The sequence below is a fragment of the Microbacterium sp. genome (assembly GCF_051860965.1).
GTDB lineage: Bacteria > Actinomycetota > Actinomycetes > Actinomycetales > Microbacteriaceae > Microbacterium.
Map to the genome: position 1 here is coordinate 112,988 of NZ_JBIMKU010000008.1, position 25,372 is coordinate 138,359.

The following is a 25,372-nucleotide window of genomic DNA, read 5'->3' on the forward strand; positions in this document are numbered from 1 at the left end:
GCCAGCAATGTCGATCACGACCGAACGCCACGCCCGCACCGAGGCCGAGCTCCAGGCGATGGCGAAGGACCACCTCTGGATGCACTTCGCACGCCAGTCGACGATGGAGTCGAGCGGCGTCCCGATCATCGTCAAGGGCGAGGGCCACCACATCTGGGACTCGAACGGCAAGAAGTACATCGACGGGCTCGCCGGCCTCTTCGTGGTCAACGCCGGTCACGGGCGCAAGAGGCTCGCCGAAGCGGCCGCCAAGCAGGCCGAGCAGCTCGCCTTCTTCCCCATCTGGTCGTACGCGCACCCCGCGGCGATCGAGCTGGCCGACCGCATCGCCGATCTCGCGCCCGGCGATCTCAACCACGTCTTCTTCTCGACGGGCGGCGGCGAGGCGGTCGAGACCGCGTTCAAGCTCGCGAAGTACTACTGGAAGCTCAAGGGGCAGCCGGGCAAGCACAAGGTCATCTCGCGCTACGTGGCGTACCACGGCACGCCCCAGGGCGCCCTCTCGATCACGGGCATCCCGGCCATGAAGTCGATGTTCGAACCGCTCACCCCCGGCGGTCTGCGCGTGCCCAACACGAACTTCTACCGCGCCGCGGACATGGGCGGCCCGACCGGCAGCCTCGAGGAGTTCGGCGTCTGGGCGGCCGACCGCATCGAGGAGATGATCCAGTTCGAGGGACCCGACACCGTCGCCGCGGTCTTCCTCGAGCCGGTGCAGAACTCGGGAGGATGCTTCCCGCCGCCGCCCGGCTACTTCCAGCGGGTGCGCGAGATCTGCGACAGGTACGACGTCCTGCTCGTGTCCGACGAGGTGATCTGCGCGTTCGGTCGCCTCGGTCACTACTTCGGCGCCGATGCATACGGCTACCAGCCCGACATGATCACGTTCGCGAAGGCCGTGACGAGCGGCTACTCGCCGCTCGGCGGCACGATCATCAGCGACAGGATCTACGAGCCCTTCTCGAAGGGCGACACGACGTTCTACCACGGGTACACGTTCGGCGGGCATCCCGTCTCGGCCGCCGTCGCCCTCGAGAACCTCGACATCTTCGAAGAAGAGGGACTGCTCGAGAACGTCCGCACGAACTCGCCGATCTTCCGCTCGACCCTCGAGCAGCTGAAGGACCTCCCGATCGTCGGCGACGTGCGCGGCGACGGATACTTCTTCGGCATCGAGCTCGTGAAGGACAAGGCCACGAAGGAGACCTTCGACGACGACGAGTCCGAGCGTCTCCTGCGCGGGTTCCTCTCGAAGGCGCTGTTCGAGGCCGGGCTGTACTGCCGCGCCGACGACCGCGGCGATCCCGTCATCCAGCTCGCCCCGCCGATCACGATCGGCCCGTCGGAGTTCACCGAGATCGAGCAGATCCTGCGCGGCGTGCTCACGGAGGCCTGGTCGCGCCTCTGACCCGGAGCGTCGTGCGGGAATGATCGTCGCTCCTCGACGTTGCCCTTCGACATGACAACCGTAGGAATCATCGGAGCAGGACACATCGGCAAGGCCGTCGCGAAGGGGCTCGTCGACCGCGGCTACACCGTCGTGATCAGCAACTCCCGCGGACCGGAGACGCTGACCGACGTGGTCGCTGAGCTCGGGGCGAACGCGTCGGCCGCGACGGCGGTGGATGCCGCGACCGCCGGCGACGTCGTCGTCGTGACTGTTCCGCTCAAGGCGCTCGAGGACGTGCCGGTCGAACCCCTGGCCGGCAAGATCGTCCTCGACACGAACAACTACTACTGGGAGCGCGACGGACGCATCGCCGCGCTGGAGGAGAAGCGTGCGACGACGACGGGGCTGCTTCAGGAGCACCTCCCCGCGTCGAAGGTCGCCAAGGCCTTCAACCACATCACCGCCGGCGACATCCTGACCACCGGCTCGCCCGCGGGCACACCCGACCGTCGCGCGCTCGCCACCGCGAGCGACCACCCCGAGGCGGCCGCATTCGTGACCGCGATCTACGACGAGTTCGGGTTCGACACCGTCGACATCGGCTCGGTGGCCGAGAGCTGGCGCGTCGAGCGCGACCGCCCCGCGTACGTCGTGCGGCAGAACAAGGACGAGCTCGCAGCGAACCTCGCGCGCGCCGAGCGCTGAGCGGCGCCGGGCTCCCCCGCTACGATGATGCGCGGCGGAGGGAGCCCGACATCGACGAGACGACACTCTTGACGGCCGGGGTCGCCCTGTTCACGATCTGCAACCCCATCGGCACGATCCCGGTCTTCCTGAGCGTGACGCAGGGCAAGACCGCCGCCGAGCAGCGGCGGATCGCCCTCATGACGGGCGTCGGGGTGTTCGCGGTGCTCGCCGTCTCGCTCATCCTCGGCTCGTTCATCCTCAGCTTCTTCGGCATCGGGGTCCCCGCGCTCAAGATCGCCGGCTTCCTGTTCGTGGCGACGATCGCGTGGGCGATGATGACCCGCACCGGCGCCATCCTCCCCACGACCAACGAGGGCTCGCCCGCGATCGTGCCGCTCGCGATGCCCGTGGTCGCCGGCCCGGGAGCGATCGCGCTCGTGATCGCGTTCTCCAAGGAGAACCCTGCGATCACCGACTACCTGTGGGGCATCCTCATCATCGTCGTCTCGGCCGTCGCCACCGCGGTCATCTTCTTCTTCGCGCCGTACCTCGCGAGACTGCTCGGTCCCGCGGGCATGCAGATCTTCCAGAAGCTCTTCGGGCTCATCCTGCTCGCGATCTGCGTGCAGCAGATCCTCGAGGCGATGCCCAAGATCTGGCCGGGCCTCGCCGGCTGACTCACGCCGAAGCGCCCCGGGCGTCCTGCCCGGGGCGCTTCGATCTCGGCGTCAGAGCGTCGCGGCGTAGGGGTCGAAGTCGGCGTCGAGCGAGCCGGCCTCGGCGATCGTGCTCTCGACCGTGACGAACCCGCGGGTCTCGACGGCCTCCTCGATCGACAGCAGCGTGTCGAGCACGTGGTAGCCGAACTCGCCGGTCGCCACATGCGGACGACCGTCCCGGATCGAACGCGCCATGTCGAGCAGCCCCAGGCCGCGGCCGGTGAGCACGCCCTCCTGCGCGACGTCGTCGACCTGCTGGACGATGGGCGCCGGCGGGATGACCATCTCGGTGAGCGCGCGGGTGATCGTGATCTCGCCGCCGAACGTGTTCGGGTCGGGGATCACGAGCGTGCCCTCGGTGCCGGAGATCTCGACGATGCCCTGGCGGCGCAGCGGTGAGTCGGTGCTGTACAGGCTCTGCGCCTGACCGCCCTGCTCGAACTGCAGGAGCACCGAGACGGTGGAGGGGATCTCGACCGGGAACTCCGTGCCGGCGAGCGGACCGACCTGCACGGCTCGGGACTCGGACCCCTTGAGACCGAGCGCGGCGACGGCGGCGACGGGGCCGAACACGTGCACGAGCGTCGAGACGTAGTACGGCCCCATGTCGAGGAGCGGACCGCCACCCCGCGCGTAGAGGAACGCGGGGTCGGGGTGGAAGATCTCCGGCCCCTGCCACTGGAAGGTCGTCGTCGCGAAGAGCGGGCGCCCGATGTCGCCGCGCGCGATCGCGCGCTTGGCCGTCTGGACTCCCGGCCCGAGCACCGTGTCGGGCGCGATGCCGACGCGCAGGCCCGCGGCATCCGCCTTCTCGAGCAGTCTGCGCGCCTCGGCGCGATCGACGCCGATGGGCTTCTCGCTCCACACGTGCTTGCCGGCCGCGACGATCGCCTCGGACACGGGAACGTGCGCCGCGGGGATCGTGAGGTTGACGACGATCTGGATGTCGGGGTCGTCGAGCACGATGTCCACCCCGCCCGCCTTCGGCACACCGTACTTCTCGGCCTGCGCGCGCGCACGATCCTCGAGCAGGTCGCCGATCGCGAGGACGCGGACGTCGGGGTAGCTCGTCAGGTTCGTCAGGTACTGATCGCTGATGTTCCCTGCGCCGATGATGCCGACGCCGATCGGACCCGACATCAGGCCGCTCGCTCGTCGAGGAAGCGGCGGCTCTGCTCGATGCCGTCGAAGATGTCGCCGCCGAACGCGTCGTACTCGACGACGGCGACTTCGAGGGCGGATGCCGCGTCGATCGCCGCGGCGAGCGGCACGACGCCCTGGCCGGCGGGCACCTGATCGGCCGGCGGGTAGGCCTTGATCGCCTCGGCGTCGAGCGTGCCGTCCTTGACGTGCACCGCGATGACGCGGTCGCCGAGCTTCTCGAGGAGCGCGACGGGGTCCACTCCCGCGCGAGCAGCCCAGTAGAGGTCTACCTCGAGCTTCACGCGCGGGTCGAGCAGATCGGCGAGCAGTTCGAGACCCGTCTGGCCGTCGATGACGGCCTCGAGCTCGTGCGCGTGGTTGTGGTAGCCGACGCGCAGACCGCGGGCCTCGGCGAGCTCGGCGGCCGCGTTGAGGCGACGGGCGGTCTCTTCGATCTGCTCGCGCGTCTCCCAGCGGTTGGGGTGCGTGTAGGGGTCGATGATCGTCGTCATGCCGATGGTCTCGGCGGCGTCGAAGACCTCGTCGGGCGTCGGCACGGCGTTGTCGGTGTCGCTGCCGTCCGGGTTCACGAACGTCGTCGAGGCGAGGAAGCCGTGCCCCGTGGGGGCCGTGAGCCCGTGGGCCGTGAGGGATGCCGCGAGCGCATCGGCGCGGCGGACGAAGTCGTAGGGCTCGACGGCCGTGAAGCCGCGGCGGGCGACCTCGGCGAGGGTGCCGTCGAGATCAGACTCGAGGGCCTCCCGCACGGTGAAGAGCTGAACGGAAGTGAGTGCCGTCATTGGGGTTACCTCTCTAGGCGGTCGTCGTCGACGCGCGCCGTGTCTTCGGCGCTGTCGAGTACGCTAGCACAAATACCTCCACCTGGAGGTTTTTGTTCGCTAGGATCGCACCATGCCCGATGACGCCACCGACAACGAGGTCGCCGGCCGCGCCCGCGGCTCGTATGCGAAGGGCCTCGCGCGACGGCAGGAGATCCTCGACCGAGCGATCGAGGTCTTCGCACGCCGCGGCTCCGAGGGCACGAGCCTGCGGTCCATCGCGCAGGAGATCGGGGTCTCGCACGCGGCCCTGACCCACTACTTCTCCTCTCGCGAGGACCTTCTCGTCGAGGTCTACAAAGAGGCCGAGCGCCGTGGCGACTCGGAGCATCCGCACAGCCCCGAGGCATCGCCCGTCGAGATGATGACCGCCTCCGCACGCCACAACCACGGCGTGCCGGGCCTCGTGCAGCTCTACTCGACTCTGGTCGCCGCCGCTCTCGAGGCGGGGCATCCCGCAGCGACGGCGTTCGCGACCGAACGCTTCGCGCGCGTGCGGTCCGACCTCGCCGAGCGCGTGCGCCGCGATCAGGCGGCGGGGATCACGCGTGCCGACGTGGATCCGGATGCCGTCGCCTCACTCGTCATCGCCGCATCCGACGGCCTGCAGACGCAGTGGATGCTGGACGAATCCGTCCCGCAGTCCGAGGCCCTCGAACTCCTCGCACGTCTCCTCGCCGTCTGATCCGCGTCCGCGCGGCGGTTCGCCTCCGCGGGTGGGTCAGCGCGGCTGGAACGCGGCCGAGAAGAGAGCGCGCGCGCGGCGGGCGACCGCAGGGCGGTCCGCGGCATCCGTCCTGGCGAGCTCGGTCGCCAGCATCCCCGTCGCCATCATGACGTCGGCTGCGTCGATGTGGGCTCCGAGATGGCCGGCCTCGTGCTCGCGGGCCACGAGCCGTGCGACGACCGCGGCGAAGCGCTGGCCGAGGGGCAGGACGCGCGGGTCGTGCAGATCCGCGGTGATGAGGTCGATGAACGCCGTCGAGACCATGGCCTGCGCCACCACGCGGTCGAGCAGATCGTCGATCGTCCGGCCGTCGGGCGAGGTGTAGTCCTCGAGGTCGGCCACGTTCTCCTCGAACACCGCGACGGCGAGCGCCGTGCGGTCGGGGAAGTGCCGGTACAGGCTCCCCTGCCCGACGCCGGCGCGCTTCGCGACGGCGCTGAACGGCGCGTTGAGCCCCTCCTCGGCGTAGACCTCGCGCGCGGCGGTGATGAGCGCACGCCGATTGGACGGCCCGGCCGCGCGCCCGCGATTGGGCTTCGGAGACTCTTCTTCCTTCGACGGCACGGGTGTAGCCTATAACCGGACACGGTTGTCCGGTAGAAAGGGAACATCATGGCCACCACCAAGCCGCTCTCGGGCGACTCCTCCATCGCCGACTGGCTCGCCGACCCCGCGGGCAACGCGATCCTGACCGAGATGCTCGCGCAGGGCGGCCAGACCCCCGAGGTCTTCAAGCCCGTCCGGCGTCTCGCGATCAAGCGACTCGTCAAGCTGAGCCGCGGCGCGTTCACGCAGGAGATGCTCGACGACCTCGTGCGGCGAGCGGCCGCGGGCGACGTCCCGGCCGGAGCCACCGCCCCCACCGCCGACGCCGACGCGCCGGCCGCCGACGAGGTGCCGCTGCGGGAGTGGACCGAGCGACTCGATCAGGGCCGATTCACCGGTCGGACCCACATCGTCACGGGCGCGGGTTCGGGCATCGGCCGGGCCACGGCATCCCGCATCGCCCGCGAAGGCGGCCGCGTCATCGCCGTCGACGTGAGCCAGGAGCGTCTCGACGAATTCGTCGCCGAGCATCCCGGCGCCGACGTCGTCGCGCTCGTCGCCGACATCACCGACGACGCGGGCGTCGCCCGGATCGTGGATGCGGCGGGCGACACGATCGACGGCCTCGCGAACATCGCCGGGATCATGGACGACATGACACCCATCGGCGACCTGACGGATGCCGTCTGGGACCGCGTCATGAAGGTCAATGTCACGGGCACCATGAAGCTCATGCGCGCCGTCATCCCGACCATGCTCGCGCAGGGCGGCGGCTCGATCGTCAACACGGCGTCCGAGGCGGCGCTGCGCGGCTCCGCCGCCGGAGCCGCGTACACGGCCTCGAAGCACGCCGTCGTCGGCCTGACGAAGTCGAGCGCGTTCATGTACGGTCCGAGCGGCATCCGCGTCAACGCCGTCGCCCCCGGCCCGACGATCACCAACATCGAGGCGTCGTTCGCCTCGCCTCTGGGCGCCGGTCGGATCCAGACCGCGATGGCGGTCATGCCCGACCCCGTCGAAGCCGATGCGCTCGCGGCATCCATCACCTTCCTGCTGTCGGACGACGGCGTGAACGTCAACGGCGTGACGCTCGCGTCCGACGGAGGGTGGTCCGCCGCCTGAGGCGCCCTCGAGCGATCGTCAGAACGGCCAGATCACCGGCACGTAGAAGACCGCGACGAGCAGGAACAGCAGCGCCAGCGGCACTCCGAGCTTCCAGTAATCGCCGAAGCGGTATCCGCCGGGTTCCATGACCATGAGGTTCGCGGGCGTCGCGATGGGCGTGAGGAAGGATGCCGCGCCGGCGACGGTCAACGCCATCATGAACGGCTGCACCGACAGGTCGAGCGTCGTCGCGATCGACAGCGCGATGGGCGCGACGATGAGCACCGTCGCCGTGTTGCTGATGAGCTGCCCCAGCAGGATCGTCAGCAGGCACAGCACGAGCAGGGCGATGTGCGCGCTCGCATCGCCGATGAGCAGGAGCAGCCACCCCGCGACGAGGTCCGCCGTCCCGGTCTCGATGAAGGCCGTCGACAGCGGGATCATGCCCGCGATGAGCACGACCGTCGTCCACGAGATCGACTGGTATGCCTGACCGACGGTGACGGTGCGCGAGAGCACCAGGGCGGATGCCGCGAGCAGGGCGGCCACGGCGGGCGGCACGAGTCCGGTCGCAAGGAGCACGACCATCGCCCCGAGGATGATGAGCGCGCGCGGGGCATGCTTGCCCAGCGGCACGGAGCGGCGGAGCGTCGCGGGGGCATCGACGGCCATCACCTTCGATCCGGGCGCATCGGTATGACGGGCGAGGTCATCCCACGTGCCCTGCAGCAGGAGAGCGTCGCCCGCCTGCACCACGATGTCGCCGCCTTTGAGCACCTCGTTGCCCCGACGTGCCGCGAGCAGCACGAGATCGCCGCTGGGAGTGGCCATGCCGGTGCACAGTGTCACGCCGATGAGCGCCGAGCGCGGCGGCACGACGACCTCGGTCACTCCGTTCACCGGCCCGACCATGATGCCGGTATCGAGGCTCACCGAGTACTGCTGCCGCAGCAGGCGCGCGTGACGAACGAGGTCCGTCGGCATCAGCGCCCCGTTGCGAGACGGGAGGAGCCTCGACCCGAAGAGCGCGATGACGAGCAGCGTCCCGGCCAGGAGCGGCAGGCCGACCAGGGCGAACTCGAAGTAGCCGAACGCGCGACCGCCGTTGTCGGCCGCGAGCTCCGACACGATGATGTTCACGGGCGTGCCGGTCAGCAGCAGCATCGAGCCCGCGTGGGCAGAGAACGCGAGCGGCAGGAGCAGCTGCGAGGTCGGGATGCCGGCGCGCGACGCGACGACGACGACGAGAGGCAGCAGAGCCGCCACCGCACCGTTGACGCTGATGAGGGCGGTGAGCCCTGCGACGAGGAGCCCGATGACGATCAGCAGGCGCGTCCGCTTCGTGCCGGCGCGGCCGATCACGATCTGGCCCGCCCACGCCGTCACCCCTGTGGCATCGAGGGATTCGCTCACGACGAACAGTGCCGCGATGAACAGCACGGTCGGATCGCCGAACCCCGCGAGCGCCTGCGGGAGGGTCAGGACTCCCGTGAAGAACAGCGCGAGAGAGACGCCGATCGCGATGACGCCGAGGGGCAGCCGATTGCTCACGAACGCGACGATCGCGAGCACTAGGATCAGCAGCGTAGCGACGACGGGGTCCACGCGCTCAGCGTAGCCATCACAGCGTCAGCGCTGGGGAAAGGTCGTGGGATGGATCAGCGAGTTGCCGGAACGGACGCCGCGGTCACAGCGTCGTGGCTGCCCCTCATCGTCGTCGTGCTCACGCAGGTGCAGGCGTCCTTCGCCGTCAACGCGCTCACCGTCTCGATGGCCGGGATCACGACCGACCTCGATACGCCGGCCACGTCGGTGGGCACGGCGATCACGGCGGGCACGTTCGCGATGGCCGCCTTCATCCTGCTCGGAGCCAAGGTGGGATCCCGTTTCGGCACTCGCCGGGTCTTCCAGATCGCCGTCGCGATCCACGCGCTCGCCATGCTCGGGGTCGCCCTCAGCGTGTCGCCTGCGATGCTCTTCATCGCCCAGGCGTCATCCGGCGCCGTCATCGCGCTCATCGCCCCGGCGCTCACGGTGTTCATCGCGACGAACTACCACGGCGATCGTCAGGCGAAGGCCATCGGCCTGCTCGCGGCCGCGATCCCCCTCGCGGGCGTCCTGGCCCTCCTCATCGCGGGATGGTTCGCCGAGACGATCGGCTGGCGCTGGTCGTTCGTGCTCATGGTCGCCCTCGGGGCGATCAACCTCCTCCTGAGCTTCGGCGTGCGCAAGGTCCCGGCTCAGCCCGACCTCAAGATCGACTGGACGGGCGCGTTCCTCGCGGCGGGCGCGATCATCCTGCTCAGCTTCGGCTTCTCGGGCCTCAACTCGTGGGGGGTGTGGGAGGCGACGGCGCAGGCGCCGTTCACGGTGCTCGGCATCTCGCCGGCGCCGATCCTGATCATCCTGGGCCTCATCGTGGGGCAGGTGTTCTTCGTCTGGATCGGCAGGCGCCAGCGCGCGCATCTCTCGCGCATCTTCGACCTTCGCGTCCTCGCCTCGAGCAAGGAACTCGCGATCACCGCGTGCATGGCGATCATGCTGTTCGTCGGCACCGCCGCGAACTTCCTCATCCCGCTCTACATGCAGGTCGTGCAGGGGCTCAGCGGCATACAGACCTCGTTCTCGATCATCCCGTACACGATCTCGATCTTCCTCGCGTCGACCTTCGTCGCCTACCTCTACCGGATCGCCCCGCCGCGCGTGCTCGGCGCGGTCGGATTCGTCGTGGTCGCGGGAGCGCTGACCCTCATCGCGTTCACGATCCGCGGCGAGTGGGGGCAGCTCTTCATCGTCGTGGGCCTCATCCTGCTGGGCCTCGGCCAGGGGTCGATCGTCGCGCTCGTCTTCAACACGCTCCTCTCGTCGGCGCCCAAGCAGCTGGCAGGCGACGTCGGGGCGTGGCGCGGTCTCGTCCACAATCTGTCGGGCTCGGTCGGCATCGCCGTCGCCAGCGCGTTCGCCGTGGGACTGCTCGCCTCGACGCTCGCGACGGCGGCGGACGAGCATCCCGAGATCTCGTCCGAGCTCATCAGCCAGGTCAACATCAACGAGGCGGACTTCCTCACCAACGACCAGCTCGAGTCGGTGCTCGCCGGCACGACGGCGACCGATGCCGAGGTCGTGGCGGCGATCGCGATCAACGAAGAGGCGCGTCTGCAGGCGCTCAAGGTCTCGCTGCTCGGACTGGCCGGCCTCGCCCTGCTCGCGATCGTGCCCGCGACCCGCATGCCCGGCCGCATCGCCGGCGAGCTCCCCGAGAAGCTCGAGCCCGATGACAACGACGACATCGACGACGACGTGCCGCTCAACCCCGAAGCGGCCATGGACGAGGAGACGAAGGCATGAACGGCCAGACCGACGAGCTCAGCCCCGAGGGCTTCGACAGTCTCCCGGGACTGCGCGATCTCGCCGGCCTCACCGTGACCGCGCGGCGCCCGAGCGACGCCGACGAAGCGGTCGGCTACACGGTCTTCGCCGACGGCGACGTTCCGGCGGCGCTCGGTCTCGATCGCGACGCTCTCACGCGGGCGGGCTTCGACCCCAAGATCGGCCAGACCCTCGTCATCCCGACGCCGTCGGGTCCCGACCTCATCGCGGTGGGGGCCGGCGAGGCGACCGCGCTCGACACGGCGGCCCTGCGCGACCTCGCCGCGGCATTCGCGCGCGCGGCCTCGCGGCGCTCGCGCATCGCGCTCGTCGTGGGGCAGTCCGCGGCGGACCCGGTCGTGACGGCACGCGCGATCGTCGAGGGCGTCGCCCTCGCGCGGTATCGCTATCGGGCGCTCAAGACGACATCGAAGCACACGCCGCTCGCCGAGCTCGCGCTCGAACTGCCGGGACCGGATGCCTCGGCCGTCGTCAACGGCGCGTCGGCCGCTCTGGCCTCCGCGCGAGCGGCGATCGTCGCCCGCGATCTCGCGAACACGCCTCCGGGCCATCTGACGGCCACCGACATGGGTGCCGCCGCCGAGGCGCTCGGTGCGCGCTTCGGCTTCGAGGTCGAGCTGTTCGACAAGGCTGCGCTGATCCAGCTGGGCTGCGGCGGCCTGCTCGGCGTCAACCAGGGCTCGGTCGAAGAGCCGCGCATGATCAAGCTCACCTACCTGCCGCAGGGCGAGGCGACGGGTCACCTGGGGCTGGTCGGCAAGGGCATCATGTACGACTCGGGTGGCATCAGCCTCAAGCCGTCCGACCCGATGCATCTGCTCATGAAGATGGACATGGGCGGCGCGGCGGCGGTGCTCGGCGCCTTCGCCGGCATGCGCGACCTCGGCGTCGACGCGAAGGTCACCGGCTGGCTCATGTGCACCGACAACATGCCGTCCGGTTCGTCGTACAAGCTCGGCGACGTGCTCGTCGCGCGCGGCGGCACCACGGTGGAGGTGAAGAACACGGATGCCGAGGGCCGGCTCGTCATGATGGACGCCCTCGTCCTCGCCAACGAGGAGGGTGTCGACGCGATCGTCGACATCGCGACGCTGACGGGCGCGGCGCTCATGGCGCTCGGCCAGGCGACGGCGCCCGTCTTCGCCAACGACGACCGCATGGCAGACCTGGCGCTCACGGCCTCGGCGGCGATGGACGAGCCGCTGTGGCGCCTGCCCCTCGAGCGCAAGTACAGGTCGCAGCTCGACTCCGACGTCGCCGACATCTCGAACCTCGGCGGCAAGTACGCGGGGGCGACGACGGCCGCCCTCTTCCTCGACAGCTTCGTCGGCGAGACCCCGTGGGCCCACCTCGACATCGCCGGCACGATGCAGACCGACAAGGACGACTCATGGCGATCGGCGGGGGCGACGGGCTTCGGCGCGCGCACTCTGCTCGAGCTGGCTCGATCGTTCACGGCCTGACACCGCACACCCTCGGCCCGACAGTGGCGATCGGCGCGTCCGCGTCGATAGGGTGACCGCGAGCGACATCGGCGAGCGGGGGCAACGGCATGTGGGAGCAGTCCATCGATCCGACGGGGCAGCTCTGGCTCTCGGCCTTGATCGCCGTCGTCCCGATCCTGGTGTTCCTGCTCTGTCTCGTCGTCTTCAAGCTCAAGGGCATCACTGCCGCCCTGATCGCCGTCGGCCTCGAGGTCGTCGTGGCGATCTGGCCGTTCGGGATGCCGATCGGCTCGATCGCGGGGGCGGGCCTGCTGGGCGTCCTCACCGCGATCTGGCCGATCGCGTACATCATCGTCATGGCCGTCTGGCTCTACAAGCTCGCGGTGGCCAGCGGCCGATTCGAGGTGATCCGGGCGAGCATCTCGGGCATCTCGCCCGATCAGCGCATCCAGGTGCTGCTCATCAGCTTCTGCTTCGGCGCCTTCCTCGAGGGCGCGGCGGGCTTCGGCGTGCCGATCGCGATCTGCGCCGCGCTCCTCGTGCAGCTCGGCTTCGGGCCGGTCAAGGCCGCCATGCTCTGCCTCGTCGCCAACGTCGCCGCGGGCGCTTACGGGGCGATCGGCATCCCGGTCATCGTCGGCGCTCAGGTCGGCGATGTCGAGCTCATGGACCTCACCGTGGACATGGTGCTCGTCCTGCAGGGACTGACGCTCGCCGTGCCGTTCATCCTCGTCCTGATCCTCGACGGCTGGCGGGGGGTGCGCGAGACGTGGCCCGTCACCCTCGCCGTGAGCGTCGCGTTCAGCGCCGTGCAGGCGGGGATCCTGGTCTTCCTCGGACCCGAGCTCGCCGACATCCTGCCCGGACTCGTGGGCATGGTCGTGATCTTCATGGTCGGTCGCGTCTGGAGGCCGAAGCGCATCTACCGCGAAGACGGCGGTGTCGCCCCGAAGCCGAAGAAGTACGACTTCGGCGACGTCGTCGTCGCCTGGAGCCCGTTCTACATCCTGACCGCGGTCATCTTCGTGTGGTCGATCCCGTGGTTCAAGGCGCTCTTCGCCCCGGACGGCGCACTGTCGTGGCTGGTGTTCGCCGTGCCGATCCCGGGCATCACGGGCGTCGTCGTGCCCGCCGGCGCAACGGATGCGGTCGCTACGACCTGGGCGTTCACCCCGGTCAACGCGACCGGCACCGCCATCCTCATCGCCGTGCTCATCACGTTCTTCACGACGCCGCAGTTGAAGGCGCACGATCTGTGGGCGCAGCTCTCCGCGACGATCCGGGAGCTGTGGCGCCCCATCATCCTGATCGCCCTGATCCTGGTGGTCGCCAACATCGCGAACTACTCGGGAGGCTCGGCATCCATCGGCAACGCTCTCGCCGCCGTCGGGATCCTCTTCCCGCTCTTCTCGCCCGTCATCGGGTGGTTCGGCGTCTTCATCACCGGGTCGGTCGTCAACAACAACACGCTGTTCGCGCATCTGCAGACGATCACGGCTCAGCAGATCGGCGTCGATCCGACCCTGCTCGTCGCCGCGAACACCGCGGGCGGCGCGGTCGCCAAGGTCGTCTCGCCGCAGTCGATCGCGATCGCCGCCGGCGCCGTCGGGCTCGTCGGACGCGAGAGCGAGATCCTGCGGGCATCCATCAAATACAGTCTCGGGATGCTGGTGTTCATCTGCATCTGGGTGTTCGCGCTGTCCTTGGTGCTTCCTTCATAGGGAGCGCCCGGCCTGCCGAAGCAGACCGGGCGCTCGAGGTGACGACGGCTCAGAAGTCGAAGTCTCCGATGTTGTCGGCGTCGAACACGTACGGGTCGCCGAGCAGGACGGCGCCGTCGGCACCGACCTCGAACGAACCGAGCTTGCCGGCCTCGAACGAGTCGCCCTCTGCGCCCGTGATCTCACCAGTGATGAGCGCCTGCGTCGCCCACGCGGCCAGGTAGCCGAGGTCGGCCGGGTTCCACAGGGCGAACGCCGTGACGGTGCCGTCCTCGACGTACTCGCGCATCTGGTTCGGCGTGCCGAGACCGGTCAGCGCGACCTTGCCCTTGTACTCCGACGTCGAGAGGTAGCGCGCGGCCGCCGAGATGCCGACCGTCGTGGGCGAGATGATGCCCTTGAGCTCGGGGTACGTCTGCAGCAGAGCCGCGGTCTTGTCGAACGACGTCTGGTCGTCGTCGTCGCCGTACGCGACCTCGACGAGCTCGATGTCGGGGTGATCGGATGCGAGGAGCTCCTTCATCGTCTCGATCCACGCGTTCTGGTTGGTTGCGTTGGCCGAAGCCGACAGGACGGCGACCTGACCCGCGTCGCCGATCTGCTCGGCGATGAGGTCGACCTGGATCTTGGCGATGCCCTCGGCGGTCGCCTGGTTGATGAACAGGTCGCGGCAGTCGGGGTTGGTGTCGGAGTCGAACGTGACGACCTTGACGCCCGCCGAACGGGCCTCGTCGAGCGCGTCGCAGATGGCCTCGGGGTCGTTCGCCGACACGATGAGACCGCCCGCGCCCTGCTGCGCCGCGGTCTGGATGTACTGCACCTGCGAGGTGGGCGACGCCTCCGACGGGCCGACCTCTTCGAACGTGCCGCCGAACTCCTCGGTCGCCTCCTCGGCGCCGCCGGTGGAGGTGTCGAAGTAGGGGTTGCCCAGGTTCTTGGGCAGCATCGTGATCGACAGGTTGGCGTCGCCGCCGTCCTCGCCCGCGTCGCCACCGGCGTCGCCGCCCGAGCTCGAGCATCCGGCCGCGACGAGAGCCACGCCCAGAGCAACCGCGGCGACGACACCAGCACGCCGCGTGCGCTTCATTCCGAACATCATTGTTTCCTTCCTTGGTGCGAGGGATCTCGCGGGTGTGGTGTTACTGGGTCGGGCCGGACGCGGCTGCGCGTCGTCCCCTTCGCTTCCCGATGGCCGCCGACCGACGTCGGTGGACCCATGCGAGGAGACTTGCCGAGACCACGGAGAGGATGAGGAGCACTCCCGTGATGACGTTGATGATGTCGCTCGTGACGCCGGCCAGGCGCAGAGCGCTGCCGAGAGTTCCGATGAGCAGCACGCCCGCGATGACGCCGTGCAGGGCCCCGCGGCCGCCGAAGATCGAGACGCCGCCGAGCAGGACGGCGGCGATGACCTGCAGCTCCATGCCCATCGCGTTGTCGCCGCGAGCGTTGGAGTAGAGCAGCGTGAAGTAGACCCCGGCGAAGCCCGAGACCGCTCCGCTCATGACGAAGAGCAGGAACTTCGTGCGCCCCACGTCGATGCCCGAGAACTGCGCCGCCTCCTTGTTGAGGCCGATCGCGTAGAGCGAGCGTCCGAACGGCGTGAAGTGCAGGAGCACGGCGAAGACGATCGCGAGGACGACGAACGGGATCATGATGGCGGGGATCGGCGTGCCCGGGATGTTCGCCTTCGCGAGATCCGTCCATTCCTCGGGGAAGTCGGTGATGGCGGTCGTTCCGAGAAGCCCCACCGCGATGCCGCGGAACAGCGCGAGCGTGCCGATCGTGACGGCGAGGGACGGAAGGCCGACGACGGTGACCAGGAAGCCGTTGAAGGCCCCCGCGACGGTGCCGACGAGGATCGCGAGCACGGCGGCGACGGGGAACGGAAGCCCGGCCTGCGTCAGGATGCCGGTCATGACCGACGACAGGCCCACGATCGAGGCGACCGAGAGGTCGATCTCCTCGGTGATGATGATGAGGGTCATCGGGAGGGCGATCAGCAGGATCGGCGCGATGTCCCGCAGCAGGTACGTGACGGTGAGCGGGCTGTCGAAGTTGCGGACCGTCGCGAGAGAGACGACCACGACCAGGACGAGGATCGCGATGATCGCCATCTCGCGCGTGAGCAGGATGCGACGCCACGCGGGTCGCGCGTGCGCCTGGTACTGGCGACCCGGAACGGTGTCGATGACGGTGGCGCTCATCGGCCCTCCTCCCTCTGTGCGATGAGTCGTCGATGCTGTCTGACCGCCAGGACGCGGTCGAGCACGATCGAGCCGAGGATCAGGACGCCCACGACAGCCCGCTGCCAGAAGTCGTCGATGCCGAGGATGGGCAGCGCGCGGTTGATCGTGAGCAGGAGGAACGCGCCGATGGCCGCGCCCCACACCGTTCCGACGCCGCCCGAGATCGCGACGCCGCCGATGACCGCCGCGCCGATCGCCTGCAGCTCCCATCCGAAGCCGGCGGCCGAGCTCACGGTTCCGTATCGCGCGGCGTAGAGGACGCCGGCGAGGCCCGAGAGCGCCCCCGAGACGACGAACGCCGTGATGATGCGTCGGTTGACCTTCAGGCCGTAGAGGTGGGCCGCGGCAGGGTCCGAGCCGATCGCGTAGAACTCGCGTCCGGCGCGGATGTTCCGCAGGTACCAGGCGGCGGCGATGAGCACGACCACCGCGATGATCGTGAGAACGGGGATGCCGAGCAGCTGATCGGTGCCGAGACCGCGGAACTCCTTCGGGAGATCCGACGCATTGATGCGGTCCGACCCCGTCCACGCGACGTTGATGCCGCGATAGACGTACATCGTGCCGAGCGTGATGACGAGCGCGGGGACCTTCGCCCACGCGACGAGCAGGCCGTTGATCGCCCCGAGCAGACCGCCGAGCACGACGCCGCCGAGGAACACGAAGATGATCGGGATGCCCTCGATGTCGATGAACAGGCGACCCGTGAAGTACGCCGTGAGTCCGACGATCGATCCGACCGAGAGGTCGACGTTGCGCGTGATGATGACGATCGCCTGACCGACGGCGACCAGGAGCAGCAGCGACGGCGTCAGGAGCAGGTCGCGGAAGCCGTCGTTCGAGAAGAGGAACGTGGGGTTCGCGGCGGTCGCGGCGATGATCACGATCACCAGCGCGATGCCGATGCCCGTCTCGCGCGCTGTCGCGATGCTGCGCACGATGCGCGCGGCGCTGCTGGTGCCGGGCGCGACCGGTGTCGTCGTGGTCGCGCTCATGCTGCGGCCTCCGCATCCGCGGTCGCTGCGTACATCACGGCTTCGGGCGTCGCCTCTTCGCGCGGGAATTCGCCCGTGAGGCGACCTTCGCGCATGACCAGGACACGGTCGGCCATGCCGAGGACCTCCGGGAGTTCGGACGAGATCATGAGGATCGCGAGGCCCTGCTGCGCGAGCTCGCTCAGCAGGCGGTGGACTTCGGACTTCGTGCCGACGTCGATGCCACGGGTGGGCTCGTCGACGATGAGCACCGTCGGCTCGGTGGCGAGCCACTTGCCCAGCACGACCTTCTGCTGGTTGCCGCCCGAGAGCGTGCCGGTCTCGGCATCCAGCGCCGCGGTCTTCACTTCGAGACGACTCGCCCACACCTGCGCGGCCTCGTTCTCGAGGTCGTTCCAGATGAGACCCCACTTGGCGAGCTTCTGCCGGATCGCGAGCGTGATGTTGCGCGAGACGCCGTCGTCGAGCACGAGACCCTGCTTGCGGCGGTCCTCGGGAACGAGCGCGATGCCGCGGCTCGTCGCGAGCCGCGGATTGCCCTTGGGGAGCGCCTTGCCGTGGAGGATGACGGAACCCGATTCGTACGGGTCGACACCGAAGATCGCACGAGCGACCTCGCTGCGGCCCGCACCCACGAGTCCTGCCAGCCCGACGATCTCGCCGGCGCGGAGGTCGAAGGTGATGTCGCGGAAGACGCCCTTGCGCGTGAGTCCCTCGACCGACAGGACGACGTCGCCGACCTCGGCGGGGAGCTTGGGGAAGAGCTCGGTCACGTCGCGGCCGACCATCTGGCGCACGAGCTCGTCGACGGTGGTGTCGGCGATCGGCGTCGTGTCGACGTACGAGCCGTCGCGCATGACGGTGACGGTGTCGCACAGGGCGAAGACCTCGTCGAAGCGGTGCGAGATGAACAGCAGCGCGCGGCCCTCGTCGCGCAGGCTGCGCGCGACGGCGAAGAGCCGCTCGACCTCGACGCCCGAGAGCGCGGCGGTCGGCTCGTCCATGATGAGCACGCGCGCGTCGAGCGAGATGGCCTTCGCGATCTCGATGATCTGCTGATCGGCGATCGAGAGACCCTCGGTGATGCGGTCGGGGTCCAGCCCGACGCCCAGGCGCTGGAAAATCTCGGCGGCCTCGGTGCGCATGGCCTTGCGGTCGATGCGACCGATGCGATTGGTGGGCTGGCGACCCATGAAGATGTTCTCGGTCACCGACAGGTCCGGGAACAGCGTCGGCTCCTGATAGATGACCGCGATCCCGGATGCCTTCGACTGCGCCGTGGTCGTGAAGTCGACGGACTCGCCGTCGAGGAGGAACTCCCCCGAGTCGCGGCGGTAGAGCCCGGCGATGATCTTGACGAGCGTCGACTTGCCCGCGCCGTTCTCGCCGATCAGCGCATGGATCGAGCCGCGGTCGAGTGTCAGGTTGCCCGAGCGGAGGGCGACGACGGGTCCGAACGACTTGACGACGCGTCGGAGCTCGAGCGCATGCGCCGCTTCGGGCTGCGGATCTGCATCGAGAGCCACGGGGCTCCTCCTCGTTGAGGTTTGTGCGGATGAAACGATCCGTTGAAAACCGGTGAATCGATTCAGGTTGATTTCAGGCTACTCTAGGAGCGCCGACAGTGGTGGTCAAGTCGAAGGCCGACAGTGACCGAATCGTGATCCGATGAGGGATGGAGGATGCCGTGCCGGTCAGCATCCGTGACGTCGCGCAGCGCGCGGGCGTATCGGTGGGCACGGTCTCGAACGTCCTGAACCGCCCCGACGAGGTCTCGTCCGACTCGGTCGATCGCGTCACGCGCGCGATCGAGGAGCTCGGCTACGTGCGCAACGACGCGGCCCGCAAACTCCGGGCCGGCGTGTCGACGACGGTCGGGTTCGTCGTCCTCGACGGTCAGAACCCGTTCTACAACGACGTCGTGCGCGGCGCCGAGGACGAAGCGACGCGCCACAGCATCGCGATCCTCTACGGCAACACGGATGAGGATCCGACGCGCGAGCGCATGTACCTCGACCTGTTCCAGGAGCAGCAGGTCCGCGGCCTGCTCATCGCACCCTACGGCGACGTCACCCCGCGCCTTCGCCAGCTCAAGGCCGGTGGGATCGCGGCGGTCCTCGTCGACCGGTTCAGCGGCGACGGTCGCTTCTCCTCCGTCTCGGTCGACAGCGTCGCGGGCGGGCGCCTCGCCGTCGACCACCTGATCGCGACCGGCCGGCGCCGCATCGCCTTCGTCGGCGGTCCGTTCGACATGCGACAGGTCACCGACCGCCTCGCCGGCGCCCGCGCGGCCGCCGAGAACGCGTCAGCGCACGTCGACCTCGAGGTCGTGGCGACGGCGGCGATGACAGTGGAAGAGGGCACGGCCGCCGGCGCGCGGATCCTGTCGCGCCCGCGCCGCGACTGGCCCGATGCACTCTTCGCCGCGAACGATCTGCTCGCCCTGGGCCTGCTGCAGTCGCTCGTCGTCGACGGCCGCGCCGTCGTGCCCGACGACATCGCGATCATCGGCTTCGACGACATCCCCTTCGCGGGCGCCGCCGCCGTGCCGCTCTCGTCGATCCGCCAGCCCAGCCGCATGATCGGTCGCACGGCGCTGCGGATCGTCTTGGAAGAGGCATCCGACCCCGACTCGATCCCTCGTCAGACGGTCTTCCCCCCCGAGCTCGTCGTGCGGGCCTCGACAGCCGGCCGCTGATCCGCGTCAGAGCGCTCCGAGCGCCTGGTCCAGGTCGGCGATGAGGTCGTCGATCGACTCGATCCCCACCGAGAGGCGCACGACCTCTTCGGGTACCGCGAGCTCGGTGCCGCGCACCGAGGCGTGCGTCATGGCATCGGGGTAGTTCACGAGCGACTCGACGCCGCCGAGCGACTCCGCGAGCGTGAAGAGCTGCGTGGACTCGGCGAAGCGGCGGGCGGCCGCGGCATCCGTCAGCGCCACCGAGACGATCCCCCCGAAGCCCGCCATCTGCCGCGCGGCGATGTCGTGTCCGGGATGCGTCGCCAGGCCGGGGTAGTAGACCTGGGCGACCTTCGGGTGCGCGACCAGGTGCTCGGCGACCGCCTGTCCGTTCTCGCTGTGCCGCTGCATCCGGATCCCCAGCGTCTTGATGCCCCGCGTCGTGAGCCACGCGTCCATCGGGCCCGAGACGCCGCCGGCGGCGAACTGCAGGAAGCGCACCTTCTCGGCGAGCGCGTCGTCGTTGAGCACGACCGCGCCGCCGACGACGTCGGAGTGTCCGCCGAGGTACTTCGTCGTCGAGTGCACCACGACGTCGGCGCCGAGCGAGATCGGCTGCTGCAGCGCGGGCGAGGCGAAGGTGTTGTCGACGACCACGAGGGCTCCGGCCGCGCGACCGAGTCGCGAGAGGCCCGCGATGTCGCTGACCTTGAGAAGCGGGTTGCTGGGCGTCTCGACCCAGAGGATCTTCGCGGGGCTCTCGGCGAGCGCGGCCTCGACCGCCGCGAGGTCGCTCATCTCCACGACCCGCAGCTTCACCCCCCACGGACCCAGGATCCGCGCGATCAGCCGGTAGGTGCCGCCGTACACGTCGTTGCCGAGCAGCACCTCGTCGCCCGGCTCGAGCACGGCGCGCAGCAGCGCGTCCTCCGCCGCGAGACCGGACGCGAACGAGATGCCGTGCGCGCCGCCCTCGAGAGCGGCCAGCTGCGTCTGGAACGCCGAGCGGGTCGGGTTGGCGCTGCGGCCGTATTCGTAGCCGCCGCGCAGGCCCCCGATGCCGTCCTGGGCATACGTCGAGGAGAAGTGCACGGGCGGGATGACTGCACCCGTCGTGGGGTCGAACTCCTGGCCCGCGTGCACCGCGTTCGTGTCGAAGCCGGTCATGCGCTGTGTCCTTCCGAAGGGGTGTCGATGTCGAAGCCGTTGGCCCGCATCCAGTCGTCGTCGTAGATCTTGCTGAGGTAGCCGCGGCCGTGGTCGGGCAGGAGCACGACGACGACCGCATCGGCCGGCAGGTCGCGCGCGACGCGCAGCGCCCCGACGACGGCCATGCCGCTCGAGCCGCCGACGAGGAGGCCCTCCTCGCGGGCGAGGCGGCGGGTCATCGCGAACGCCTCCGCGTCGTCGACGCGCTCCCACGCGTGCACGACGGCGGGGTCGAAGGTCTCGGGCCAGAAGTCCTCGCCGACCCCCTCGATCTTGTAGCCGTGGAGATCGCCGCCCGAGTAGATCGAGCCGACGGGATCGACGCCCACGATCGTCACGTCGCCGGCCTCGCGCAGGTAGCGCCCCGTGCCGGTGATCGTGCCGCCCGTGCCGACTCCCGCGACGAAGTGGGTGATGCGGCCGTCGGTGTCGCGCCAGATCTCGGGGCCGGTCGACTCGTAGTGCCCACGCGGGCCGTTCTGGTTCGCGAACTGGTTCGGCTTGAAGGCCCCCGGGATCTCGCGTGCGAGGCGGTCCGAGACGCTGTAGTACGAGCGCGGGTCCTCGGGCGGCACGCTCGTGTCGGTCATGACGACCTCGGCGCCGTAGGCCTTCAGCACCGCGACCTTCTCGCCCGCGAACTTGTCGGGGACGACGAAGACCATGCGGTATCCGCGTTCGAGGGCGACGAGCGCGAGGCCGACGCCGGTGTTGCCGCTGGTCGGCTCGACGATCGTGCCACCGGGCTTCAGCAGTCCCTCGCGCTCGGCCGCATCGATGATGTTGCGGGCGATCCGGTCCTTCGAGGAGCTGCCGGGGTTGAAGTACTCGACCTTCGCGAGGACGGTCGCGGCGATGCCGTCGGTCACGCGGGTGAGCTGGACGAGAGGAGTGTTGCCGACGAGGTCGGCGACGCTGCGGGCGTAACGCACGGGATGGTCCTTGGATGGATGCGCCGAGTCGGGCGCCGTGGGCTGGGGTCGTCGAAGGGGAACGCGAGGGCGTTCAGCGACAACAACGACAGGTCAGCACGTGTCCACCGTACCCGATGGACCGTTCTCGTGCCCAACGAGCCGCCGAGAGTGCTTCCTCCGCACGAGCACCCGCGTCCCGCACGCGTTCGGTGAGCACTCTCGTGCGCGCGAAGTGCTCTCGGCGGAAGACGGATCAGCCGCGAAGCGTCGCGAGCCCTGCGACGTCGTAGGCGAGCTCGACGGCCTCGAAGATCGCGGCGTCGATCGTGCGCGGCGCGAAGGCGTCGCCGACGACGAAGACGCGGGAGGCATCGGCCGCCTCGACCTGCACCGACGACCGCGGCTCGATCCCCACGACGGTGTCGACGGCGACGACCAGACCCTCCTCGCCGGTCACGGCATCCCGGATCACGACGTCCTCGGCCTCGATCCGTTCGACGCGCTGCGACGTGCGCCGGCGGAAGCCGCCGTGGGCGCCGAGCCGCTCGAGGAGCAACGGGCGGTCGTAGCCGGCGCCGATGTGCGGGAACACCGTCTCGAACGGTGTGATCAGCTCCATCTCGTCGACGTGCTCGAGCAGCGTCAGCACGATTCCGGCCGCGTACGCGGTGCCGTCGGCGTCGACGACCGCGACGCGACGACCGAGGCGGTCGGGGGCGGATGCCGCGGCGAACGCGTCGACGATCTCCTCGCGCACGGCATCCGGCGCATACGCCCCACCCAGCGCGAGCGACGTCACTCGGGGCGCGATCGCACCCGTCGCGACGACGACGTTGCCTGTCAGTTCGGGCGGCTCCGCGCCGAGCCGCACGGCGACACCCGCGGCCGCGAGGTCGCGCACGAGATCGTCGACGAGCAGGCCGACGCTCTCGCGGCCCGGCACGCGCCTCGCGAGCCTGAGCTGCCCGCCGAGCTCCGTGGAACGCTCGTACAGCGTGACGTCGTGTCCGTCGGTCGCGAGTTCGATCGCCGCCCGCATGCCGGCCGGCCCTCCCCCGACGACGGTCCAGCGCTCGGGCTCGGTCGCGCGCGGCCGTGGCGGGCGCTCGAGCTCGCGCCCCGCGACCGGGTTGACGGTGCACGACATCGCGAGCCCACGGCTGCCTCGACCGAGGCAGCCCTGATTGAGCCGGATGCAGTGCCGGATGCCGTCATGGTCGGTGCCGGCCAGCTTGAGGCCGAGATCGGGGTCGGCGATCTGCGCACGGGTGAGGGCGACCATGTCGGCGATGCCGTCGCGGACGACCTCCTCGGCCTCCTCGACCGATCGTGCGGCGCCGACACCGAAGACCGGCACGTCGGGGTTGGCGGCTTTGACCGCCGCGACGTCGTCGCGCAGCCACGCGTAGGGCATGGGCGAGGACGGGAAGACGTAGTGCACGTTGTGGTAGCCGCCCGCGGCGAGGTCGAGGAAGTCGATGCGGGCGTCCTCGCGCAGGCGGGCGATGACCGCGCGCATCGCGGCACCGTCGAGCCCCTCGGGATGGAACTCGTTCGCGACGATGCGGATGCCGACGGTGAAGTCGTCCCCGACGCGCTCGCGCACGGCGGCCAGCACCTCGCGCGGGAACCGCGTGCGGCCCTCGAGGTCACCGCCGTAGCCGTCGGAGCGGGCGTTGTAGAGAGGCGAGAGGAACTCGTGCAGCAGATAGCCGTGGGCCATGTGGATCTCGACGCCGTCGAAGCCGCCGTCCTGCGCGAGCGCCGCCGAGGTCGCCCAGGCATCGACGAAGGAACGGATGTCCGCGGCATCCATCTCCCGCGTCGCGTGCGCCGTCGACGGCGAGAGTATGCGCGACGGGGCATACACCGTCCGCGGGCCCTCGGGGCCGTCGGGCTGCGCCTGCGCGCCGTGGTGGTTCAGCTGCACGAAGATGCGGGATCCGGCGTCGTGCACCGCATCGGTCATCGCGAGGTTCGCCGCCACCGACTCAGGGCGGAACGCGTCCTGGAACCCGCGGATCGAGCCGGAGGGGTGCACGAAGTGATTGCCGGCGACGAACAGGCCGCACCCGCCGCGTGCCCGCCGCACGTAGTAGGCCGTCTCGCGCGGCGTCTCGAAACGGTCGGAGTACTGCTTCGAGTGCGCCGTCTGCATGAGACGGTTCGGCACGACGGTCGACCCGATCGTCAGTGGGGTGAACAGAGCCGAGGTCATGGCCCGAGCCTACGACGACGTGTCAGGCGAGGGTGTCCAGGATGCCGCTGAGCACCTCGAAGGTCGTGAGCGGGTTGATGATGGCGAACCGCAGCACCGTCTCGCCGCGGTGCGAGCTCGGCACGACGAAGCCGACCTGATCGTCGAGCAGACGGTCGGACCACGCCTGGTAGTCGGCGGGCGTCCAGCCCTCGCGGCGGAACACGACAACCGAGAGCTGCGGGTCGCGCACGAGCGAGAGCCCCTCGCGCCGCTCGATCTCGTCGGCGATCTCGCGCGCGAGCGTGATGCCGTGGTCGATGGATGCCCGGTACTGGTCGGTCCCGTGCACAGCAAGCGAGAACCACAGCGGCAGACCGCGCGACCGGCGCGTCAGCTGGACCGCGAGATCGGACGGGTTCCAGTCCGGGCGCTCGGTGAGGGTGTCGAGGTACTCCGCGTGCTGCGTGTGCGCCGCCCGCCCTTGCGCGGGGTCGCGGTAGATCAGCGCGCACGCGTCGAACGGCGCGAAGAGCCACTTGTGCGGATCGACGATCACCGAGTCCGCGAGCTCGACACCGGCGAAGGTCGGCCGCATCCGCTCGACGAGCATCGCCGCGAGGCCGTAGGCGCCGTCCACGTGCAGCCACACCCCGCGTTCCTTCGTCACGACGGCGACTGAGGCGATGTCGTCGACGATCCCGAAGTTGGTCGTCCCGCCCGTGACGACGACGGCGAAGACCGCATCGCCGTGCTCGTCGAGCGCCGCCGCCACGGCATCCCCGTGCAGGCGCCCGTCGGCGCCGGTCGGCACGGGAACCGCGTCGACGTCCATGACGGATGCCGCCGAGATGATCGACGAGTGCGCCTCGGAACTGCACACGACCTTCCAGCGCGGCGGATTCTGCACGCCGTTCTCGGCATTCCGCCGACGCGCCGCATCGCGAGCCGCGACGAGCGCCGACAGGTTGCCGATCGTTCCGCCCTGGACGAAGACGCCACCCGCTCCCTCGGGGAGTCCGAACTCGCGCGCGAGCCAGTGCAGCACCTCGTTCTCGGCGAACACGGCGCCCGCGCCCTCGAGCCACGAGCCGCCGTAGATCGCCGACGCAGAGACGACGAGGTCGAACGCGATCGCCGCCTTGCTCGGGGCGCTCGGGATGAACGCGACGTATCCCGGGTGGTCGATCGACAGGCATGTCGGCGCGAGCACGTCGGCGAAAAGCGCCGTCGCCGCCTGCGCGCCGATGCCGTCCGCCGTGATCGAGCCGGACGCCGTCGTGGCGAGCTCGTCGGGGCTCACGGGCTTGTCGAGCGGGACGTTCTCGTACAGGGCGCGGCTGCGCGCGTAGGCGAGGACGTCGTCGACGGTGTCGCGGGTCTCGTCGGTGATCGCGTGCATCGCGTCGGGCTGGAT

The 25,372-nt window shown here is 69.7% G+C and carries 21 protein-coding genes; 9 read left to right on the plus strand and 12 right to left on the minus strand.

Going from position 1 to position 25,372, the window contains the following annotated elements; translation table 11 throughout:
* The first annotated feature begins 7 nt into the window (after positions 1-7).
* The 3 genes from ACTIFV_RS15630 (at position 8) to ACTIFV_RS15640 (ending at position 2,754) form a co-directional block, all read left to right on the plus strand.
* Positions 8-1,408 (plus strand): aspartate aminotransferase family protein, encoded by a 1,401-nt coding sequence (locus ACTIFV_RS15630; protein ID WP_439593722.1) that lies wholly within the window; start codon positions 8-10, stop codon positions 1,406-1,408.
* Positions 1,409-1,459: 51 nt separating this feature from the next.
* Entirely contained in the window at positions 1,460-2,095 is a 636-nt protein-coding gene (locus ACTIFV_RS15635; protein ID WP_439593723.1) for an NADPH-dependent F420 reductase, read from the plus strand.
* Between the two features lie 68 nt (positions 2,096-2,163).
* Entirely contained in the window at positions 2,164-2,754 is a 591-nt protein-coding gene (locus tag ACTIFV_RS15640) for a MarC family protein (protein ID WP_439593724.1), read from the plus strand.
* Positions 2,755-2,805: 51 nt separating this feature from the next.
* Here ACTIFV_RS15640 and ACTIFV_RS15645 read toward each other — a convergent pair whose 3' ends face one another.
* Positions 2,806-3,936, minus strand: coding sequence for a Gfo/Idh/MocA family protein (locus tag ACTIFV_RS15645; RefSeq protein WP_439593725.1), 1,131 nt, complete (start codon positions 3,934-3,936; stop codon positions 2,806-2,808).
* A complete protein-coding gene (locus ACTIFV_RS15650; RefSeq protein ID WP_439593726.1) occupies positions 3,936-4,739 on the minus strand; it encodes a sugar phosphate isomerase/epimerase family protein in 804 nt (267 codons plus the stop codon). Before ACTIFV_RS15650 ends, ACTIFV_RS15645 begins: the two co-directional genes overlap by 1 nt.
* A gap of 112 nt (positions 4,740-4,851) precedes the next feature.
* Between ACTIFV_RS15650 and ACTIFV_RS15655 the strand changes: the two genes are divergently transcribed.
* A complete protein-coding gene (locus ACTIFV_RS15655) occupies positions 4,852-5,463 on the plus strand; it encodes a TetR/AcrR family transcriptional regulator (RefSeq protein WP_439593727.1) in 612 nt (203 codons plus the stop codon).
* A gap of 36 nt (positions 5,464-5,499) precedes the next feature.
* Here the strand turns inward: ACTIFV_RS15655 and ACTIFV_RS15660 are convergent, their stop codons facing one another.
* Positions 5,500-6,069: a TetR family transcriptional regulator gene (locus ACTIFV_RS15660; protein ID WP_439593728.1), complete on the minus strand. Its 570-nt coding sequence runs from the start codon at positions 6,067-6,069 to the stop codon at positions 5,500-5,502.
* Between the two features lie 48 nt (positions 6,070-6,117).
* Here ACTIFV_RS15660 and ACTIFV_RS15665 point away from each other — a divergent pair, with 48 nt between their 5' ends.
* Positions 6,118-7,173 (plus strand): SDR family NAD(P)-dependent oxidoreductase, encoded by a 1,056-nt coding sequence (locus ACTIFV_RS15665; RefSeq protein WP_439593729.1) that lies wholly within the window; start codon positions 6,118-6,120, stop codon positions 7,171-7,173.
* 18 nt (positions 7,174-7,191) lie between these two features.
* Here the strand turns inward: ACTIFV_RS15665 and ACTIFV_RS15670 are convergent, their stop codons facing one another.
* The gene (locus ACTIFV_RS15670) at positions 7,192-8,760 is read right to left on the minus strand and encodes an SLC13 family permease (RefSeq protein ID WP_439593730.1); all 1,569 of its coding nucleotides are present in this window, start codon (positions 8,758-8,760) and stop codon (positions 7,192-7,194) included.
* Between the two features lie 48 nt (positions 8,761-8,808).
* On the opposite strand from ACTIFV_RS15670, the gene ACTIFV_RS15675 reads away from it, so the two are divergent.
* The 3 genes from ACTIFV_RS15675 to ACTIFV_RS15685 all read left to right on the plus strand — a co-directional run bounded on the left by ACTIFV_RS15675 (position 8,809) and on the right by ACTIFV_RS15685 (position 13,711).
* Positions 8,809-10,503, plus strand: a complete 1,695-nt coding sequence (locus ACTIFV_RS15675) for an MFS transporter (RefSeq protein ID WP_439593731.1) — start codon at positions 8,809-8,811, stop codon at positions 10,501-10,503.
* Positions 10,500-12,008, plus strand: coding sequence for a leucyl aminopeptidase (locus ACTIFV_RS15680; protein WP_439593732.1), 1,509 nt, complete (start codon positions 10,500-10,502; stop codon positions 12,006-12,008). The genes ACTIFV_RS15675 and ACTIFV_RS15680 overlap by 4 nt, the downstream gene beginning before the upstream one ends.
* A gap of 89 nt (positions 12,009-12,097) precedes the next feature.
* The gene (locus ACTIFV_RS15685) at positions 12,098-13,711 is read left to right on the plus strand and encodes an L-lactate permease (protein ID WP_439593733.1); all 1,614 of its coding nucleotides are present in this window, start codon (positions 12,098-12,100) and stop codon (positions 13,709-13,711) included.
* Between the two features lie 49 nt (positions 13,712-13,760).
* Here ACTIFV_RS15685 and rhaS read toward each other — a convergent pair whose 3' ends face one another.
* The 4 genes from rhaS to ACTIFV_RS15705 are packed head-to-tail and all read right to left on the minus strand — an operon-like array spanning position 13,761 to position 18,481.
* Positions 13,761-14,807 (minus strand): rhamnose ABC transporter substrate-binding protein, encoded by a 1,047-nt coding sequence (gene rhaS / locus ACTIFV_RS15690; protein WP_439593825.1) that lies wholly within the window; start codon positions 14,805-14,807, stop codon positions 13,761-13,763.
* Between the two features lie 43 nt (positions 14,808-14,850).
* Positions 14,851-15,918: an ABC transporter permease gene (locus ACTIFV_RS15695; RefSeq protein WP_439593734.1), complete on the minus strand. Its 1,068-nt coding sequence runs from the start codon at positions 15,916-15,918 to the stop codon at positions 14,851-14,853.
* On the minus strand, positions 15,915-16,955 hold the full coding sequence (locus ACTIFV_RS15700) for an ABC transporter permease (protein WP_439593735.1): 1,041 nt from the start codon (positions 16,953-16,955) through the stop codon (positions 15,915-15,917). Before ACTIFV_RS15700 ends, ACTIFV_RS15695 begins: the two co-directional genes overlap by 4 nt.
* Positions 16,952-18,481, minus strand: a complete 1,530-nt coding sequence (locus tag ACTIFV_RS15705) for a sugar ABC transporter ATP-binding protein (RefSeq protein WP_439593736.1) — start codon at positions 18,479-18,481, stop codon at positions 16,952-16,954. The genes ACTIFV_RS15700 and ACTIFV_RS15705 overlap by 4 nt, the downstream gene beginning before the upstream one ends.
* A 161-nt stretch (positions 18,482-18,642) precedes the next feature.
* Here ACTIFV_RS15705 and ACTIFV_RS15710 point away from each other — a divergent pair, with 161 nt between their 5' ends.
* The gene (locus ACTIFV_RS15710) at positions 18,643-19,653 is read left to right on the plus strand and encodes a LacI family DNA-binding transcriptional regulator (RefSeq protein WP_439593737.1); all 1,011 of its coding nucleotides are present in this window, start codon (positions 18,643-18,645) and stop codon (positions 19,651-19,653) included.
* Between the two features lie 6 nt (positions 19,654-19,659).
* On the opposite strand, the gene ACTIFV_RS15715 is transcribed toward ACTIFV_RS15710, so the two are convergent.
* The 4 genes from ACTIFV_RS15715 to ACTIFV_RS15730 form a co-directional block, all read right to left on the minus strand.
* The gene (locus ACTIFV_RS15715) at positions 19,660-20,802 is read right to left on the minus strand and encodes a cystathionine gamma-synthase (RefSeq protein WP_439593738.1); all 1,143 of its coding nucleotides are present in this window, start codon (positions 20,800-20,802) and stop codon (positions 19,660-19,662) included.
* Entirely contained in the window at positions 20,799-21,776 is a 978-nt protein-coding gene (locus ACTIFV_RS15720; protein WP_439593739.1) for a PLP-dependent cysteine synthase family protein, read from the minus strand. Before ACTIFV_RS15720 ends, ACTIFV_RS15715 begins: the two co-directional genes overlap by 4 nt.
* Before the next feature lie 235 nt (positions 21,777-22,011).
* Positions 22,012-23,976, minus strand: coding sequence for an FAD-dependent oxidoreductase (locus ACTIFV_RS15725; RefSeq protein WP_439593740.1), 1,965 nt, complete (start codon positions 23,974-23,976; stop codon positions 22,012-22,014).
* 22 nt (positions 23,977-23,998) lie between these two features.
* Entirely contained in the window at positions 23,999-25,357 is a 1,359-nt protein-coding gene (locus ACTIFV_RS15730) for a pyridoxal phosphate-dependent decarboxylase family protein (RefSeq protein ID WP_439593826.1), read from the minus strand.
* Positions 25,358-25,372: the final 15 nt, after the last annotated feature.